We start from the raw sequence: 14,593 nt of genomic DNA, 5'->3' as shown, positions 1-14,593 counted from the left end.
CATGAACAGAAGAAAGTTTTTTAGAAACGGAGCACTTTTCACCGTAGGATCAACACTAATCAATCCATTTTCAAGTGTTGCTCAACCACTCGAGATACCTATATACAAAGGAAAAAAAGCTAAAAATATTATTTTCTTAGTAAGTGACGGAATGAGTTCCGGAACTTTAAACATGGCCGATATTTATTTAGATAGAAAAACCGGAAAAGGTTCTAATTGGTTGAATCTCTATCGTGAAAATAAAGTAACTCGTGCTCTGATGGATATGGCTTCGGCATCTTCAATTGTAACCGATTCAGCAGCTGCCAGTTCTTCGTGGGGTGGAGGTTTTCGTGTAAAAAATGGAGCGTTAAACATTGGCATAAACGGTGAAGAACATTTACCAATTTGGCAAAAATTCAAAAAAGCCGGAAAAATGGCAGGTTGTGTGACAACAGTTCCAATCACACATGCTACTCCTGCAGGATTTTGTGTCAACAGCAAAAGTAGAAACAGTCAAGCCGATATTGCTGAAAGTTATTTAGATTTAAAATTTGACATTATGATGGGCGGTGGTCAACAATATTTTGACGCTAATTCCAGAAAAGATAAAAAAGACATGTATGCTGCTTTTCAAAAAGCGGGCTATCAAGTGGCAAAAACAAGAAGTGAAATGCTTGCCACGTCAGATGACAAACCTATTTTAGGAGTGTTTTTTGATGATGGCCTTCCCTATTCTATTGACCGAGAAAACATCAAAGACTTAGGAAATTCAGTACCTACTCTGGCAGAAATGACTCAGAAAGCAATTAATCGAATGAAAAACCACAAAAACGGTTTTGTATTGCAAGTGGAAGCCGGAAAAGTAGATTGGGCCGCTCATGCCAATGATATTGCCGGTTTGTTATACGACCAAGTGGCATTTGATGATGCAATAAAAACAGCTATGGATTTTGCTGAAAAAGAGGAAGAAACCTTAGTAATCATTACAACCGATCACGGAAATGCAAATCCGGGATTGATTTACGGAAAAAATGTGAATGATAATTTTGATAGTGTTCAAAAATTCAAACATACCAACGATTGGATTCTACATGGTTTAACTCCAGAGTCAACACTTTCACAAGTGAAAGAACGTATTGAGTTTGCCAATAACTTCGTTCCAAATGATGATGAAGCTCAAACTATTTTAAACTATTATAAAGGTTTAGTAAAAGGTGATGATGGATTATATAATTACAAAAAATTACCTTTTGACTATTTTGCACAAGTTCAAAAATCAAGAACTTCTGTGGGTTGGATAAGTAGTGATCATTCTGCTGATTATACTGAATTAGCTATGTTTGGACCGGGAAGTCAAGAATTAAAACCTTTTATCAAAAATACCGATTTACATTATTTTATGCTGAAAGCTGCTGAGGTAGAAAATAAATTTTAAACCAATGATTTTCTAAAATAAACTAGCAATACAAGAAAATATAACGCATAAGTTAAAGAATGAGACATCACGACACCTTCTATTCCAAACTTTGGAATAAGGAAATAACTTGATGACAATAGTAATCCAAACGATAAACTTTCAGTAATCAAATAGGCTTTAGTTAATTTTTTAGCAAAAAATTCGTAACCTAAAATTACGGATGCTGCTTTGAATAGATCTCCAAGTAATTGCCAAATAAACAAGTCGGATACGGGCAAAAATTCGTCTGTAAAAAGTAATTTAATAATGAAGAAACGCAAAAAATAAATTACAAACAAAACCAAGACAAAAACAGGAAATATAGTTTTGTAATACTTTTGAAAAACAGATTTGGTTTGATCTATTGAAACCGCTTCAGATAATTTTGGTAAAAAATAAACGGTGAGTAATGTTGATAAAAACATAAAATAATAAGTAGCAATTCTACTCATCGCTTCCCAATAACCGGCTTCTGACAATCCAATCGTATCAATGATATAGTTTCGAAGTATTAAAAACACTAGCGGACTCACAATTGCTGTAAAAAGAGCCATTACTGTAAACGAATACAAATGGTTCAAATTATTCCAATTAAAAAACTGAAATTTAATTAGTTGCAGTAATTTTATTTCTTTGTTTAGAAAATACAAAGTAACCCCAAACAATAGTGCCGGAGTTATAACAATAGCCAACAAAGCTCCTAAAGTGTATAATCTTGTGACCAAAAAAACAGTAAAAAACAAACCCAGTAAATTACCAATAATGGTAGTGTAGATTACTTTTTGATATTTTCCTAAACCATTTAAAACGGAGATTAAAAAAATAGAAATAGAATGAAAGGGTAAAGTAATGGCAAAAACTGTTATTGCTACACTATAAATACTGCCGGATTCAAACAAAAGCGATGTGACGAAATCTGCTCCAAAAAACAACAACAAACTCAATAAAAAAGCCAATCCAATTAAGACAATCAAAGCGGTTGAAATAAAAGAAGCTAATTTATCTTTATCATCTTTATTTGAAGCAACATATCGAATAATTCCATTCTGAAAACCAAGTGTTGCAAAACTTTCAAAAAGCGAAACAAAATTTCGCATATTACCAACAAGAGCCAATCCGCTTGGACCGACAAAAACAGCCAATACTTTTGAAGTAATGAGTCCGATTCCAATCTTTAACAAAACACTAAAACTATTTAAAGAAGAAACTTTAAATAATTGCGATTGCCTTATTTGATTGAATAGTGACAATTAATAACTGTTTAGAATTTCGATAACATAACTCACATCTTCTTCCGTCAACAAAGGACTAATTGGCAAACTCAAAACCTCTTTGTGCATTTTTTCTGTTATAGGTAATGACAAATTATTAAATTCAGAAAGTCCTTTTTGTAAATGTGGTGGAATGGGATAATGAATCGCTGTTTCAATTTTTTTAGAAGCTAAAAATGATTTTAATTCATCACGATTTTCTGTTTGAATTACAAACAAATGAAACACATGATTTTCTGAACCATCATAAAACGGTAACTTAATTTTATTATTTTTTATTTCTGTTAAATATCTTTTTGCAATCAATCGGCGTAAATTGTTATGACGATCTAAATCATTTAATTTCAAATTTAAAAAAGCAGCTTGAATTTCGTCTAATCTTGAATTTATACCTTCAAAGTTGTAAACATATTTTTCCTCTGAACCATAATTTCGTAGAGAACGAATTACTGCTGCCAAGATATCATCATTTGTTGTAATTGCACCACCATCGCCTAAAGCACCAAGATTTTTTGCAGGATAAAAACTAAAAGCAGCGGCATCACCTAAATTTCCGGCACGTTTTCCGTTTAAAATAGCTCCATGAGCTTGTGCTGCATCTTCAATTATTAATAAATTTTGATGGTGAGCCATTTTTGTTATAACATCCATCGCAGCAACATGTCCGTATAAATGCACAACCATAATTGCTCTTGTTTTGGCTGAAATTTTATTTTCTATTTCCTTCGGGTCAATGTTAAACGTTTCAGGATGTGGCTCAACAAAAACAGGAACCAAATCAGCTTGAAGGATGGCTAAAATTGAGGCAACAAACGTATTTGCAGGAACGAGAATTTCATCACCTTTTTTTAATTTTCCGAGAGCAATATATCCTTTTAAAATCAAGCCCAAAGCATCCAATCCGTTTCCAACACCAATGCAATGATTGGTGTCACAATATGCTGCAAAATTGGTTTCAAAGCTTTTTAATTCATCCCCTAAAATATACCAACCTTTTGACAAAATAGTTTGTAATTTATTTTGAAAATCAACTTCGAAAGTTGTATTATATTGCTGTAAATCAAAAAACTTAATCATAACAAAATAGTATAAAAATCTTGATTATAGACTGTACAACCCAGTTCTTCTTTTTGACTTATTAAACCTTTGTTGTAAATTTTACCTTCATTTTCATTAACAATTCCCATATCAAAAAATGATTTTCCTTCGTTTTTGTACTTTTCAATTAAATGAATAAATAGAAAATCTAAAGCTCTTGTTGTTTCACCTCTTTTTGTTGTTGCCCCATATTGTGATTTTACAACATAATCAGACTCAAAAACAGTTATCCCGGCAATAATTTCATCTTCCTCATAAACAGAATACTGTCTGATATTATTCGGGAATTTAGAAGTTAAATAATGAATTTCAGCTAAAGTGTGAACCGGACTTGCTTGATGTTTTTCATTCAATCTAGGTATTAAAACCAAATTCCAAAAATTGCTAAAATCACTCTCTTGAACAATGGTAAGACCTGTCTCTGAAACTCTTCTAAAATGTTTTAATTTGCTCTTTGAAATTTGAAGTTCGCATTTCAAATTGATTGCTAAATTCATATCTCTGCGAAATAAAACACCTCCTTTTTGGTAAATAAAATAATCAAAATCATTGGTTGCTAATTGGTTGTATAAACTTGGAAGTAACTTTACAATTATTTTTTTTACGGAATCAGCAGTTAAATAATCCAAAAGCAATTGAACCATCTGTTCAGTTTCTTCTGCTTTATTTTTCTTTGAAAACACCAAACCTCCATAAGTTAATCCTTGGTGAGAAAAAACAACCTCACCTGATTTATTAGCCGGAAAAACAGCTTTTACTTGATTTTTATCATCAAAAAAAAGCAACGAATAGTCTTCAAATCGGTCTTTATGATATTCCATAAAATCACGATGAAAAAGAAAAGTGGCATTTTTTGCATTTGAAATAAAAGTATTCCATTGCTGATAATCAGAAGAATTGTATTTTCTTACCGTTATATTTTTCAAACTTAAAAATTTAGTTGCTCAAGTAAAGAAATGAAATATAATTATAAATATCCTTATCTTTAGGACAATTTTCCAAATCTATACTGTGAAACGAAAATACAACATTTTTGTTATTTGCCTATCGTATTTCTGGATGAGTTCGCTATTCGGACAAGATGTTTCATTGTATCAGCAATTTAACGGCCGGTTTGATTTTACTTTTATCGGAAACACATTGAATCCGATGGAGAATACTTTTCAAACACAACCTAACATTTTATCAACTTCTGAAGCTTCATTAAATTTATCGGCAAACGATTCGATTGTTAAAGCCTATTTATATTGGGCCGGAAGTGGTACCGGCGATTTTGATGTGAAACTAAATAACATATCTTTTCAAGCCGAACGAACGTTTAGCCATCAAAGAATTAGCAGTGGTTTGACTTTAGATTATTTCAGTGCTTTTGTTGATATCACTGATTATGTAAGTGAAACAGGTAACGGTTCTTATGTTTTTTCAGATTTGGATGTTTCCTCTTTTTTGGCTCAACATTTTATAGTTAAAACAAACTTTGCCGGATGGGCCATTATAATTATTTATAAAAATGATAATTTACCGCTCAATCAAATTAATGTTTATGACGGACTACAAGGTGTTCCTCAAGAACTTCAAATTACTTTAAACAGTTTAAATGTTATCGATGATGTTGGAGCCAAAATTGGATTTCTGGCTTGGGAAGGTGATGTTGGCATTGCCGTAAACGAAACCTTAACCATAAACGGATCGATTTTGAGCAATCCACCTTTGAATCCTGCAAACAATGCTTTTAACGGTACAAATAGTTTTACAGGAAGCACAACTTTATACAACATGGATTTAGATGTTTATGACATTCAAAACAATATTCAACCTGGCGATAGTAGTGCAGAAATTGCTTTAACATCAGGTCAGGATTTTGTGATGATAAATGCTGTGGTTACCAAACTAAACAGTCAAGTGCCAGATGCTGTGATAGAGACTGATTCTGTAACATTAAACTGTGATTCGCGATTTATAACCGTTGATTATACTGTTTATAATTTAGCAACTGCTACAAATCCTTTGCCAAGTGAAACACCAATTGCAATTTATGCAAATGATATTTTAATTGGAACCACAGAAACAACAACTATAATCGAAATTGGAGCATCAGAGTCAGGAACAATTGTCATTCAAATTCCGATTGAAATTGAGGGCGAATTTACACTAACATTTGTGGTAGATGATATCGGAAACGGGACCGGAATTGTTTCTGAAATTGATGAAACCAACAATAGCGATGAAATTGTTATTGAATTAATTTTTAGCCCTGAAACCATTTCAATTCCCGATTTATTTAGTTGTAACGAAGGTTTGAGCCTTGGCACATTCGATTTAATAACCCATGTTGAGGAATTTATCACTAATTCCGCAGAAGAAATTGCCTTTTATGAAAGTGAAAATGATGCCTTTTTATTGCAAAATCAAATTTTAAATCCAACAAACTATTCGATTCAACCCACACCAAAAACTATTTATATACGAATTGAAAATGAGGATTGTTTCAGCATAATTTCATTTGATTTAAAAACCCGAAATTGTCCTCCAACTATTTACAATTTTATATCAGCTAACAATGATGGTTTTAATGACAACTTTTTTATTGATGGTTTGAAAGACATTTTTTTGAATTACGAACTATTTGTTTACAACCGATGGGGCGTTTTGTTATGGACAGGAAGAAATAACGACCCTTTTTGGCAAGGTGAAGTTACAGAACGAAAATCATTTCAAGGTGGCAATGCTCCCGAAGGAACTTATTATTATGTTCTGGAATTGAACGACCCCGATTATTTAGCACCATTTGTGGGCTATTTGTATCTTACGAGATAACATTTTTTCCGATGGTTGGCAAATACCATTTGAATTTTACGGCAAACAATCGAATGGATATAATTACTAAAGACGTGATTAAATAAATCAAATCATTGGAAACTTCAAAATATTCTAAAGCAAAAAACACAATGCCACCAATAATACAAATGGTTGCATAAATTTCTCTTCTGAAAATTACCGGAATTTCATTACACAAAATATCACGAATTACACCACCAAAACAAGCTGTCATCGTTCCTAAAGCGATACATATAATAGGATGTAAATCAATAGCAATTCCTTTTTCTAATCCGATCAAAGTAAAAACACCTAATCCAATGGTGTCAAAAAGCAATAATGACTTTCTTAGTTTGTCTAATTTTTTTCTGAAAATCAATGCCAAAACAAAACCAATAATAATCGCATACACATAATTCAAATCTTGCATCCAACCAACGGGAGTTCTGCCAATTAATACATCTCGCAAAGTTCCCCCTCCAACAGCGGTAACAAACGCAATTATAAAAACACCAAAAGGATCTAGTTTTTTATGAAACGCAGTTAATACTCCGGAAATCGCAAATGCCATGGTTCCAATTATGTCTAATAAATAAAGCATGAAAAATCCAGTTAAGTTAATTGTTATGCAAAAGAATTTCTACTTTTGAAAATTGTAATCTTTCACAAAGATATTATTTAAACTTTACCCATTACTATGGTTTCATACAACACAAAAGATTGGTTTACTTTCATTTTTCAATTTCATAAAGGAGATACCTTCCGGAAACTATTTCCAATAATGCTACTCATCGGAATTTATTCAGGCATTGTAGCTTATTTAGAGTTAGAATATTGGCAATTATCTGATACTAGTTATGTAAAAAACATTACTATAATGCACAACATGCTGGGTTTTGTGATTTCTCTTTTACTGGTTTTCAGAACCAATACTGCTTATGACAGATGGTGGGAAGGAAGAAAACAATGGGGAAATTTAGTTAACACCAGTAGAAATTTAGCTTTAAAATTAAGTGTGATTCTTCAAGATAAAGACGATAAAGCATATTTTAAAAAGGTAATTCCGAGTTATGCATCTGTTTTAGAAAAACATTTAAAAAACAAAGAAGTGAGTTTGCAATTGTTTGAAGATGTTGACTTAGAAATTGATCATCAAAAACACAAACCCAATCAAATTGCACATGCTATTTTTAATAAAATAAATGAATTGTACAAAGCAAAAAAAATTTCAGGCGATGAATTGATAATTTTAAATTCCGAAATGCAATCGTTTACTGATGTTTGCGGTTCTTGTGAACGAATTAAAAACACGCCTATTCCCTATTCCTACAGTGCATTTATTAAAAAATTCATTTTTGCTTATGTTTTGACACTTCCTTTTGGATATGTATTTCAATTGGGGTATTATGTGATTCCGGTTGTTGTATTTATTTTTTATGTGTTAGCCAGTTTAGAATTGATCGCCGAAGAAATTGAAGATCCATTTGGTGATGATCCAAATGATTTACCAACTGAAAAAATTGCAAAAAATATTGAAAAAAATTGTATCGAGTTATTGAATTAATATTTTCTAGAATTTTAGATGTTTATTTTTCTTCTTTTTTAGTTCAGATTTTCGTTAACCAAAAGGCATTTCCTATATTTGCATCCTATAAATATAGAACCCTATGCGTATTTCCTATAATTGGTTAAAGCAATTTATAAAATCAGATTGGACTGCCGAAGAAACAGCGACTTTATTAACAGATTTAGGCCTTGAAGTGGAAGGAATTGAAAAATTCCAATCCGTTAAGGGAGCACTTGAAGGTGTTGTAGTTGGTGACGTGCTAACTTGTGAAAAACATCCTGACGCAGATCGGTTAAAAATTACAACAGTTAACATTGGTGAAAGCACTCCCATTCAAATTGTTTGTGGTGCCAGTAATGTAGCTGCCGGACAAAAAGTACCTGTTGCAACAATTGGCACAAAACTTTATGATAAAGAAGGTGTTGAATTACTCATCAAAAAAGGAAAAATTAGAGGTCAGGAAAGCAACGGAATGATTTGTGCCGAAGACGAATTGGGATTAAGCGATAATCATGACGGTATTATGGTTTTGGAAGATAGCTTAGTTCCCGGCACGCCATTAGCAAAAATTTTAGAAATAGAAAATGACGAAGTTTTTGAAATCGGATTAACACCCAACCGTGCTGATGCGATGTCGCATTTAGGTGTTGCAAGAGATTTAAGAGCCGGAATGACTTTAAAAAATGTACATCCTGAATTAATAACTCCTTCTGTTACCAATTTTAGAGTGGACAAACGTACTTTAAAAATTGATGCCGAAGTAAAAGATACCAAATTGGCTCCACGATATTGTGGTGTGACCATTTCCGGAATTACTGTGAAACCATCTCCAAGTTGGTTACAAAATAGATTGAAAGCAATTGGAATCACACCAAAAAATAATATTGTTGACGTAACCAATTATGTACTTCATGAATTAGGTCAACCTTTACATGCTTTTGATGCTTCAAAAATAAACGGTAAAATAGTCGTAAAAACAGTTGAATCAGGTACAAAATTCACCACTTTGGATGATATTGAACGAATTTTACATGAAGATGATTTAATGATTTGTGACGAAAAAGGACCGCTATGTATCGCCGGTGTTTTTGGTGGAAAAAATTCAGGTGTTAACGAATACACCAATAGTATCTTTTTAGAAAGTGCTTATTTCAATCCGATTTCTATCAGAAAAACGGCAAAACGTCACGGACTAAGTACTGATGCTTCTTTTCGATTTGAAAGAGGTATTGATGCTACAATTACTGAATATGCTTTAAAAAGAGCTGCCATATTAATTAAAGAATTAGCCGGAGGTGAAATAACTTCTGACATCATTGATATTTATCCTAAAAAAATCGAAGATTTTTCAGTTGTCCTGAATTATAATAATGTCAATAAAATCATCGGTCAGGAAATTCCAAAAGAAACCATTAAAAAGATTTTAGTTTCACTTGAAATTAAAGTAAATAGTGTTTCTGATGCCGGTTTAGGATTAACCATTCCATCCTATCGTGTTGATGTTCAAAGAGAAATTGATGTTATTGAAGAAATTCTTCGTGTTTATGGTTATAACAACATCAATTTTAGTAAAAAATTAAATGCAACCGTTTCCAACTCCAGTAGAACGGAAGATTATAAAATTCAAAATAGCATTGCCGCACAATTGAACTCCTTTGGATTTCATGAAATGATGGCCAATTCTTTAACCAAACCCGATTATGTTAAGCTTTCTGAAAACTTAAGAGAAGAGTTTAATGTATTAATGCTAAACCCATTAAGTTTGGATTTGTCAGCAATGCGACAATCGCTTTTATTCTCAGGACTTGAAGCTGTTTCGTATAATATCAATAGAAAAAATTCAGATTTGAAACTTTTTGAGTTTGGAAAAAGCTATCACAAAATGCCATCAGGTTATGAAGAAAACAAGCATTTATCACTTTTTGTAACCGGAAGTGACAAACCTGAGAGTTGGACAAATTCTCAAAAACCTTCTGATTTCTTTCTGTTTAAAGGATTGGTTGAAACAATAGTAAACAGATTAGGTATTCAAAAATTAGAAACTAAACCCGTAACCTCCGACGTTTTTGGCGAAGGAATTGCCTACTATTCCGGTAATGATTTGGTAGTAGAATTAGGAACGGTTAGAAAACCAATTTTGAAATATTTTGATATAAAACAAGACGTTTTTTTCGCTGATTTTAATTGGAATTTTATCTTAAAATTGATTTCTAATAAAATTAAATTTCAAGAACTACCAAAATATCCTGAAGTTAGAAGGGATTTAGCACTTTTATTAGATGAAAACACCACGTTTGAAAGTATTTACAAAATTGCCCGACAAACTGAAAAAACGTTAGTCAAAGAAATAAGTCTCTTTGATGTTTATCAAGGTAAAAATCTTCAAGAAGGAAAAAAATCATATGCTTTGAGTTTTATACTTCAAGATCAAGGAAAAACGTTAACTGACGAGCAAATTGATAAAATTATGACCAAACTACAATCTAATTTTGAAAAGGAATTAGGTGCTGTTTTAAGATAAAATGAAACACATATAAAAATGAGAAAACCACGCCAAGAAGCGTGGTTTTCTTTTTAAAAACAAACAAATAACAACTAACATGAAATCATTAAATATATTCCACACATTTTTATTTACGATTAAAAATGATTTTTAGTTTTATTTTGTTTAAGATTTTGGAGTGACAACAGCATCAACAACGTGAATCACGCCATTGGACTGATTAACATCCTTAATTGTTACTTTCGATTTTCCTCCGTTCTCGTCTATCAAAATAACATCCTTACCGCTTAAAGAAGCATATAATTTACCGCCACTTACGGTTTTAAATTCAGCTTTACCATTTCCGGCTTTAATTGCACTAACGATATCTGAAGCACTGAATTTACCCGCTAAAACATGATACGTTAAAATTGTTTGTAATGTTTTTATGTTCTCAGGTTTTACTAAGAATTCTACGGTTCCTTTTGGCAATTTATCAAATGCCGCATTGGTTGGAGCAAAAACGGTGAATGGTCCTTCTGATTGTAACGTTTCAACTAATCCGGCTGCTTTTACTGCCGCCACTAATGTGGTGTGATCTTTTGAATTTATCGCATTTTCCACAATATTTTTACTGGGATACATTGGAGCACCACCTACTTCAACAGTTCTCTCTTTGGTTTGGGCAAAAATTGAAGTTCCAATAATCATTACAAATGCCATTACAAATGTTGCTACTTTTTTTTGAGTTTTCATGATGTTTTTTTTAAAGTTATATTCTCATTTACGGTGATATAGTTTGTTTGGATTTAAAAATCATGAATTATATAAAAATAAAAAAATGAACAAAAAAAATCCCCTCAAAAATTTGAGGGGATTAGTATAATAGAGAAACAATAAATTATTTCTTCTCTCCTTTTTCCATTTTAGCTTTTAAGTCAGCTAAAATTTGGTTGTTTTCTCCAAGAGTTTGAACAGGAGCATTTGTATTGTTATTAGCAGCAACCGATTCTGAAGCAGCTTTCACATTTTTCTCCTCTTCTTCTCTGAAAATAGCCGTGTGAGAAGCTACAACTCTTTTGAATTCTTTGTTGAATTCAATTACTTTGAAGTCAGCTGTATCACCTTTTTTCAATTTTTTACCGTCTTCTTTTTCTAAATGACGTGTTGGAATAAATGCAACTACATCATCACCAAAATCAACAGTAGCACCTTTGTCAACAATCTCAGCAATAACACCGTTATGAACAGTTCCTACTGCATAAGCATCTTCATGTTTGTCCCATGGATTTGCTGTAGTTTGTTTGTGACCTAAAGATAATTTACGTCCGTCAACATCAAGTTCTAAAACAACAACATCTAAGTTTTCGCCAACATTAACGAATTCCGATGGATGTTTGATTTTTTTAGTCCAAGATAAATCAGAAATATAAATTAAACCATCGATACCTTCTTCTAATTCTACGAAAATACCAAAGTTTGTAAAGTTTCTAACGATACCTGTGTGTTTTGAACCAACAGGATATTTAGCAGTAATATCAGTCCAAGGATCTTGAGTCATTTGTTTGATACCTAAAGACATTTTTCTTTCGTCTCTGTCTAAAGTTAACACAACTGCTTCAACCTCGTCTCCAATTTTCATGAAATCTTGAGCCGAACGTAAATGCGTTGACCAAGACATTTCAGAAACGTGAATCAAACCTTCAACACCTTCAGCAACTTCAATGAAAGCACCGTAATCAGCTATAACTACTACTTTACCTTTCACTTTATCACCAACTTTCAAGTCTGCATTCAAGGCATCCCATGGGTGAGCGTTTAATTGTTTTAAACCTAATTGGATTCTTGTTTTCTCATCATCAAAATCAAGAATTACAACGTTTAATTTTTGGTCTAATTCAAGAACTTCACTTGGGTGATTGATTCTTGACCAAGAAAGGTCGGTAATGTGGATTAATCCATCAACACCTCCTAAGTCAATAAACACACCATAAGAAGTAATGTTTTTAACAACACCTTCTAATACTTGTCCTTTTTCTAATTGACCAATGATTTCTTTTTTCTGAACTTCGATATCAGCTTCGATAAGAGCTTTGTGAGAAACAACCACGTTTTTGAATTCGTGATTAATTTTTACCACTTTAAACTCCATCATTTTGTTTACATATTGATCGTAATCACGGATTGGTTTCACATCAATTTGTGATCCAGGTAAGAAAGCTTCGATTCCGAAAACGTCTACAATCATACCACCTTTAGTTCTGCATTTAACAAAACCGTTTACAATCTCTCCTGTATCATGAGCCGAAATAACACGATCCCATGCTTTGATAGTTCTTGCTTTTCTGTGAGATAATACCAATTGACCTGTTCTGTCTTCACGAACGTCGATTAATACTTCTACTTTGTCACCCACTTTTAAGTTTGGGTTGTAACGGAATTCGTTAAGAGAAATAACTCCTTCAGATTTCGCGTTGATGTCAACGATGGCGTCTCTGTCAGTAATACGAACAACAGTTCCCATTACTACTTCTTCGCTGTCAGTTGAAATGAAGGTCTTAGCAACTAACTCTTCAAATTCTCTTAGGTTTTTTTCATCTACTACATCAATTCCTTCTTGGAAGTTGTGCCAGTTAAAGTTTGCTAAAAACGCTTCTTGTTCTTTTAAAATTTCAGACATGCTGATAAAAAATTTGTATTCTGTATTTTCTTGAGTTTCTGAAAGCGATAGAAAACAGCAGAAGTTGTTTACATAAATAGTTTATACCCAATGGAAACTCTTCTTCGCCAAAAGGTGTGCAAAATTACGAAGCTTTTTTGTAATTACAAAACTATTTTTGAGGGAATTACAACAAAAATGGGTTGTCTTTTAAATCTATTTAAAGTAAAATGAATCTTTTTAAATTGAAATAGAAAATTTCCAATGAGATTTTCATGATAAAAGTTAAAGTATGTTTAAAAGAAAGGTGATAAAAATAATTTCAAATTCAAATTAACTACATTTATAATTATTCACAATTCCCCAAAAAATTAAACCTATGAATAGTTTAAAACATACAGTATTCCTTATAATTATTTCACTTCTTATCTCTTGTCAAAACGAAAAAGAAGTTAAAAAAGAACATCCGGTTCCTGAAAGAAAATATGATAAACCGCAAGATTTTACCTATTCAATTTGGTCATTAAAAAACGATTCTATTCGAAAAATTTTTAAATCTAAATTTTCAGGAAGTGAAATAACAACCATTGTCTCATTAAACCGAATTGACAAATCAACATTGCCAAAAGCCGACAGTTTAATTGTACCTGATAAATTTGATGATGATTTTTTGGCCTATTCCCCTTTTCCATATACCGTAAAAAATCTATTTGATGTGCCGAAAATTGCTATTTTCTCCTATCCTATTCAAGCTTATGGATTGTATGAATATGGCGAATTAGTAAAATGGGGACCAACCAGTTTGGGTTCAAAAGCTCACAAAACACCAACCGGTTTGTTTTTTACCAATTGGAAAGGTGAAGAAGTACAAAGCACCGTGGATGATGAATGGATTTTGCGTTGGAATTTTAATATTGAAAATGAAGAAGGCGTAGGTTGGCATCAATATGAATTGCCCGGTTATCCGGCTTCACATTCCTGTTTGCGTTTATTGGAAAATGATGCCAAATGGATGTATGATTGGGCTGACGAATGGATTTTGAAAGATGCCAATACTGTTCAAGCCAAAGGAATTCCTGTCATCGTTTTTGGTGACTATGATTTTGATGGAAAATCACCTTGGTTAGAATTAATTAACAAACCAAAAGCAAATGATATTTCTGAAAAAGAATTGGAAAATTTGGTATCCAACTACCTGTCTGAAATTATAAAAGAACAAGAAAACAGAACTTCAATTCTTGCTGAAAAAGCTACGAAATAA

Annotated in this window: 11 protein-coding genes; 5 read left to right on the top strand and 6 right to left on the bottom strand. The window is 32.3% G+C overall.

The features are described 5' to 3' along the window. The first annotated feature begins 1 nt into the window (after position 1). Positions 2–1,417 carry an alkaline phosphatase gene (locus tag IEV15_RS09215; RefSeq protein ID WP_188362233.1) on the top strand — a complete coding sequence of 472 codons (1,416 nt, stop codon included), beginning with the start codon at positions 2–4 and terminating at the stop codon, positions 1,415–1,417. Here IEV15_RS09215 and IEV15_RS09210 read toward each other — a convergent pair. The 3 genes from IEV15_RS09210 to IEV15_RS09200 are packed head-to-tail and all read right to left on the bottom strand — an operon-like array spanning position 1,414 to position 4,733. Next, positions 1,414–2,688 carry an O-antigen translocase gene (locus tag IEV15_RS09210; protein ID WP_229734126.1) on the bottom strand — a complete coding sequence of 425 codons (1,275 nt, stop codon included), beginning with the start codon at positions 2,686–2,688 and terminating at the stop codon, positions 1,414–1,416. The two genes, IEV15_RS09215 and IEV15_RS09210, sit on opposite strands and share 4 nt — an antisense overlap. Continuing rightward, positions 2,689–3,786 carry a DegT/DnrJ/EryC1/StrS family aminotransferase gene (locus IEV15_RS09205; protein ID WP_188362232.1) on the bottom strand — a complete coding sequence of 366 codons (1,098 nt, stop codon included), beginning with the start codon at positions 3,784–3,786 and terminating at the stop codon, positions 2,689–2,691. Next, entirely contained in the window at positions 3,783–4,733 is a 951-nt protein-coding gene (locus IEV15_RS09200) for a GNAT family N-acetyltransferase (RefSeq protein ID WP_188362231.1), read from the bottom strand. The genes IEV15_RS09205 and IEV15_RS09200 overlap by 4 nt, the downstream gene beginning before the upstream one ends. 85 nt (positions 4,734–4,818) lie before the next feature. Here IEV15_RS09200 and IEV15_RS09195 point away from each other — a divergent pair, with 85 nt between their 5' ends. Further along, positions 4,819–6,624 carry a T9SS type B sorting domain-containing protein gene (locus tag IEV15_RS09195; RefSeq protein WP_229734125.1) on the top strand — a complete coding sequence of 602 codons (1,806 nt, stop codon included), beginning with the start codon at positions 4,819–4,821 and terminating at the stop codon, positions 6,622–6,624. Here the strand turns inward: IEV15_RS09195 and IEV15_RS09190 are convergent. Next, the gene (locus tag IEV15_RS09190) at positions 6,614–7,225 is read right to left on the bottom strand and encodes a trimeric intracellular cation channel family protein (protein ID WP_188362230.1); all 612 of its coding nucleotides are present in this window, start codon (positions 7,223–7,225) and stop codon (positions 6,614–6,616) included. The two genes, IEV15_RS09195 and IEV15_RS09190, sit on opposite strands and share 11 nt — an antisense overlap. Before the next feature lie 96 nt (positions 7,226–7,321). Between IEV15_RS09190 and IEV15_RS09185 the strand changes: the two genes are divergently transcribed. Next, positions 7,322–8,188, top strand: coding sequence for a bestrophin family protein (locus IEV15_RS09185; protein ID WP_188362229.1), 867 nt, complete (start codon positions 7,322–7,324; stop codon positions 8,186–8,188). Positions 8,189–8,291: 103 nt separating this feature from the next. Further along, positions 8,292–10,712, top strand: coding sequence for a phenylalanine--tRNA ligase subunit beta (gene pheT, locus IEV15_RS09180; protein ID WP_188362228.1), 2,421 nt, complete (start codon positions 8,292–8,294; stop codon positions 10,710–10,712). A gap of 147 nt (positions 10,713–10,859) precedes the next feature. On the opposite strand, the gene IEV15_RS09175 is transcribed toward pheT, so the two are convergent. Together IEV15_RS09175 and rpsA are read right to left on the bottom strand one after the other, a co-directional pair. Then, positions 10,860–11,429, bottom strand: coding sequence for a fasciclin domain-containing protein (locus IEV15_RS09175; RefSeq protein WP_188362227.1), 570 nt, complete (start codon positions 11,427–11,429; stop codon positions 10,860–10,862). Between the two features lie 145 nt (positions 11,430–11,574). Next, positions 11,575–13,353 carry a 30S ribosomal protein S1 gene (rpsA, locus tag IEV15_RS09170; RefSeq protein ID WP_188362226.1) on the bottom strand — a complete coding sequence of 593 codons (1,779 nt, stop codon included), beginning with the start codon at positions 13,351–13,353 and terminating at the stop codon, positions 11,575–11,577. A 358-nt stretch (positions 13,354–13,711) separates the two neighbouring features. Between rpsA and IEV15_RS09165 the strand changes: the two genes are divergently transcribed. Next, a complete protein-coding gene (locus tag IEV15_RS09165) occupies positions 13,712–14,593 on the top strand; it encodes a L,D-transpeptidase (protein ID WP_188362225.1) in 882 nt (293 codons plus the stop codon).

This window comes from Flavobacterium orientale (genome assembly GCF_014638005.1).
Classification (GTDB): domain Bacteria; phylum Bacteroidota; class Bacteroidia; order Flavobacteriales; family Flavobacteriaceae; genus Flavobacterium; species Flavobacterium orientale.
The sequence above is the reverse complement of the archived record's forward strand: the minus strand, read 5'-3'. Positions and strand labels throughout refer to the sequence as shown.

Bases quoted from the DNA above. Each gene is read 5' to 3' on its own strand.
- IEV15_RS09175 (WP_188362227.1), bottom strand. From the start codon at position 11,429: ATGAAAACTCAAAAAAAAGTAGCAACATTTGTAATGGCATTTGTAATG.
- IEV15_RS09215 (WP_188362233.1), top strand. From the start codon at position 2: ATGAACAGAAGAAAGTTTTTTAGAAACGGAGCACTTTTCACCGTAGGA.
- IEV15_RS09185 (WP_188362229.1), top strand. From the start codon at position 7,322: ATGGTTTCATACAACACAAAAGATTGGTTTACTTTCATTTTTCAATTT.
- rpsA (WP_188362226.1), bottom strand. From the start codon at position 13,353: ATGTCTGAAATTTTAAAAGAACAAGAAGCGTTTTTAGCAAACTTTAAC.
- pheT (WP_188362228.1), top strand. From the start codon at position 8,292: ATGCGTATTTCCTATAATTGGTTAAAGCAATTTATAAAATCAGATTGG.
- IEV15_RS09165 (WP_188362225.1), top strand. From the start codon at position 13,712: ATGAATAGTTTAAAACATACAGTATTCCTTATAATTATTTCACTTCTT.
- IEV15_RS09190 (WP_188362230.1), bottom strand. From the start codon at position 7,225: ATGCTTTATTTATTAGACATAATTGGAACCATGGCATTTGCGATTTCC.
- IEV15_RS09205 (WP_188362232.1), bottom strand. From the start codon at position 3,786: ATGATTAAGTTTTTTGATTTACAGCAATATAATACAACTTTCGAAGTT.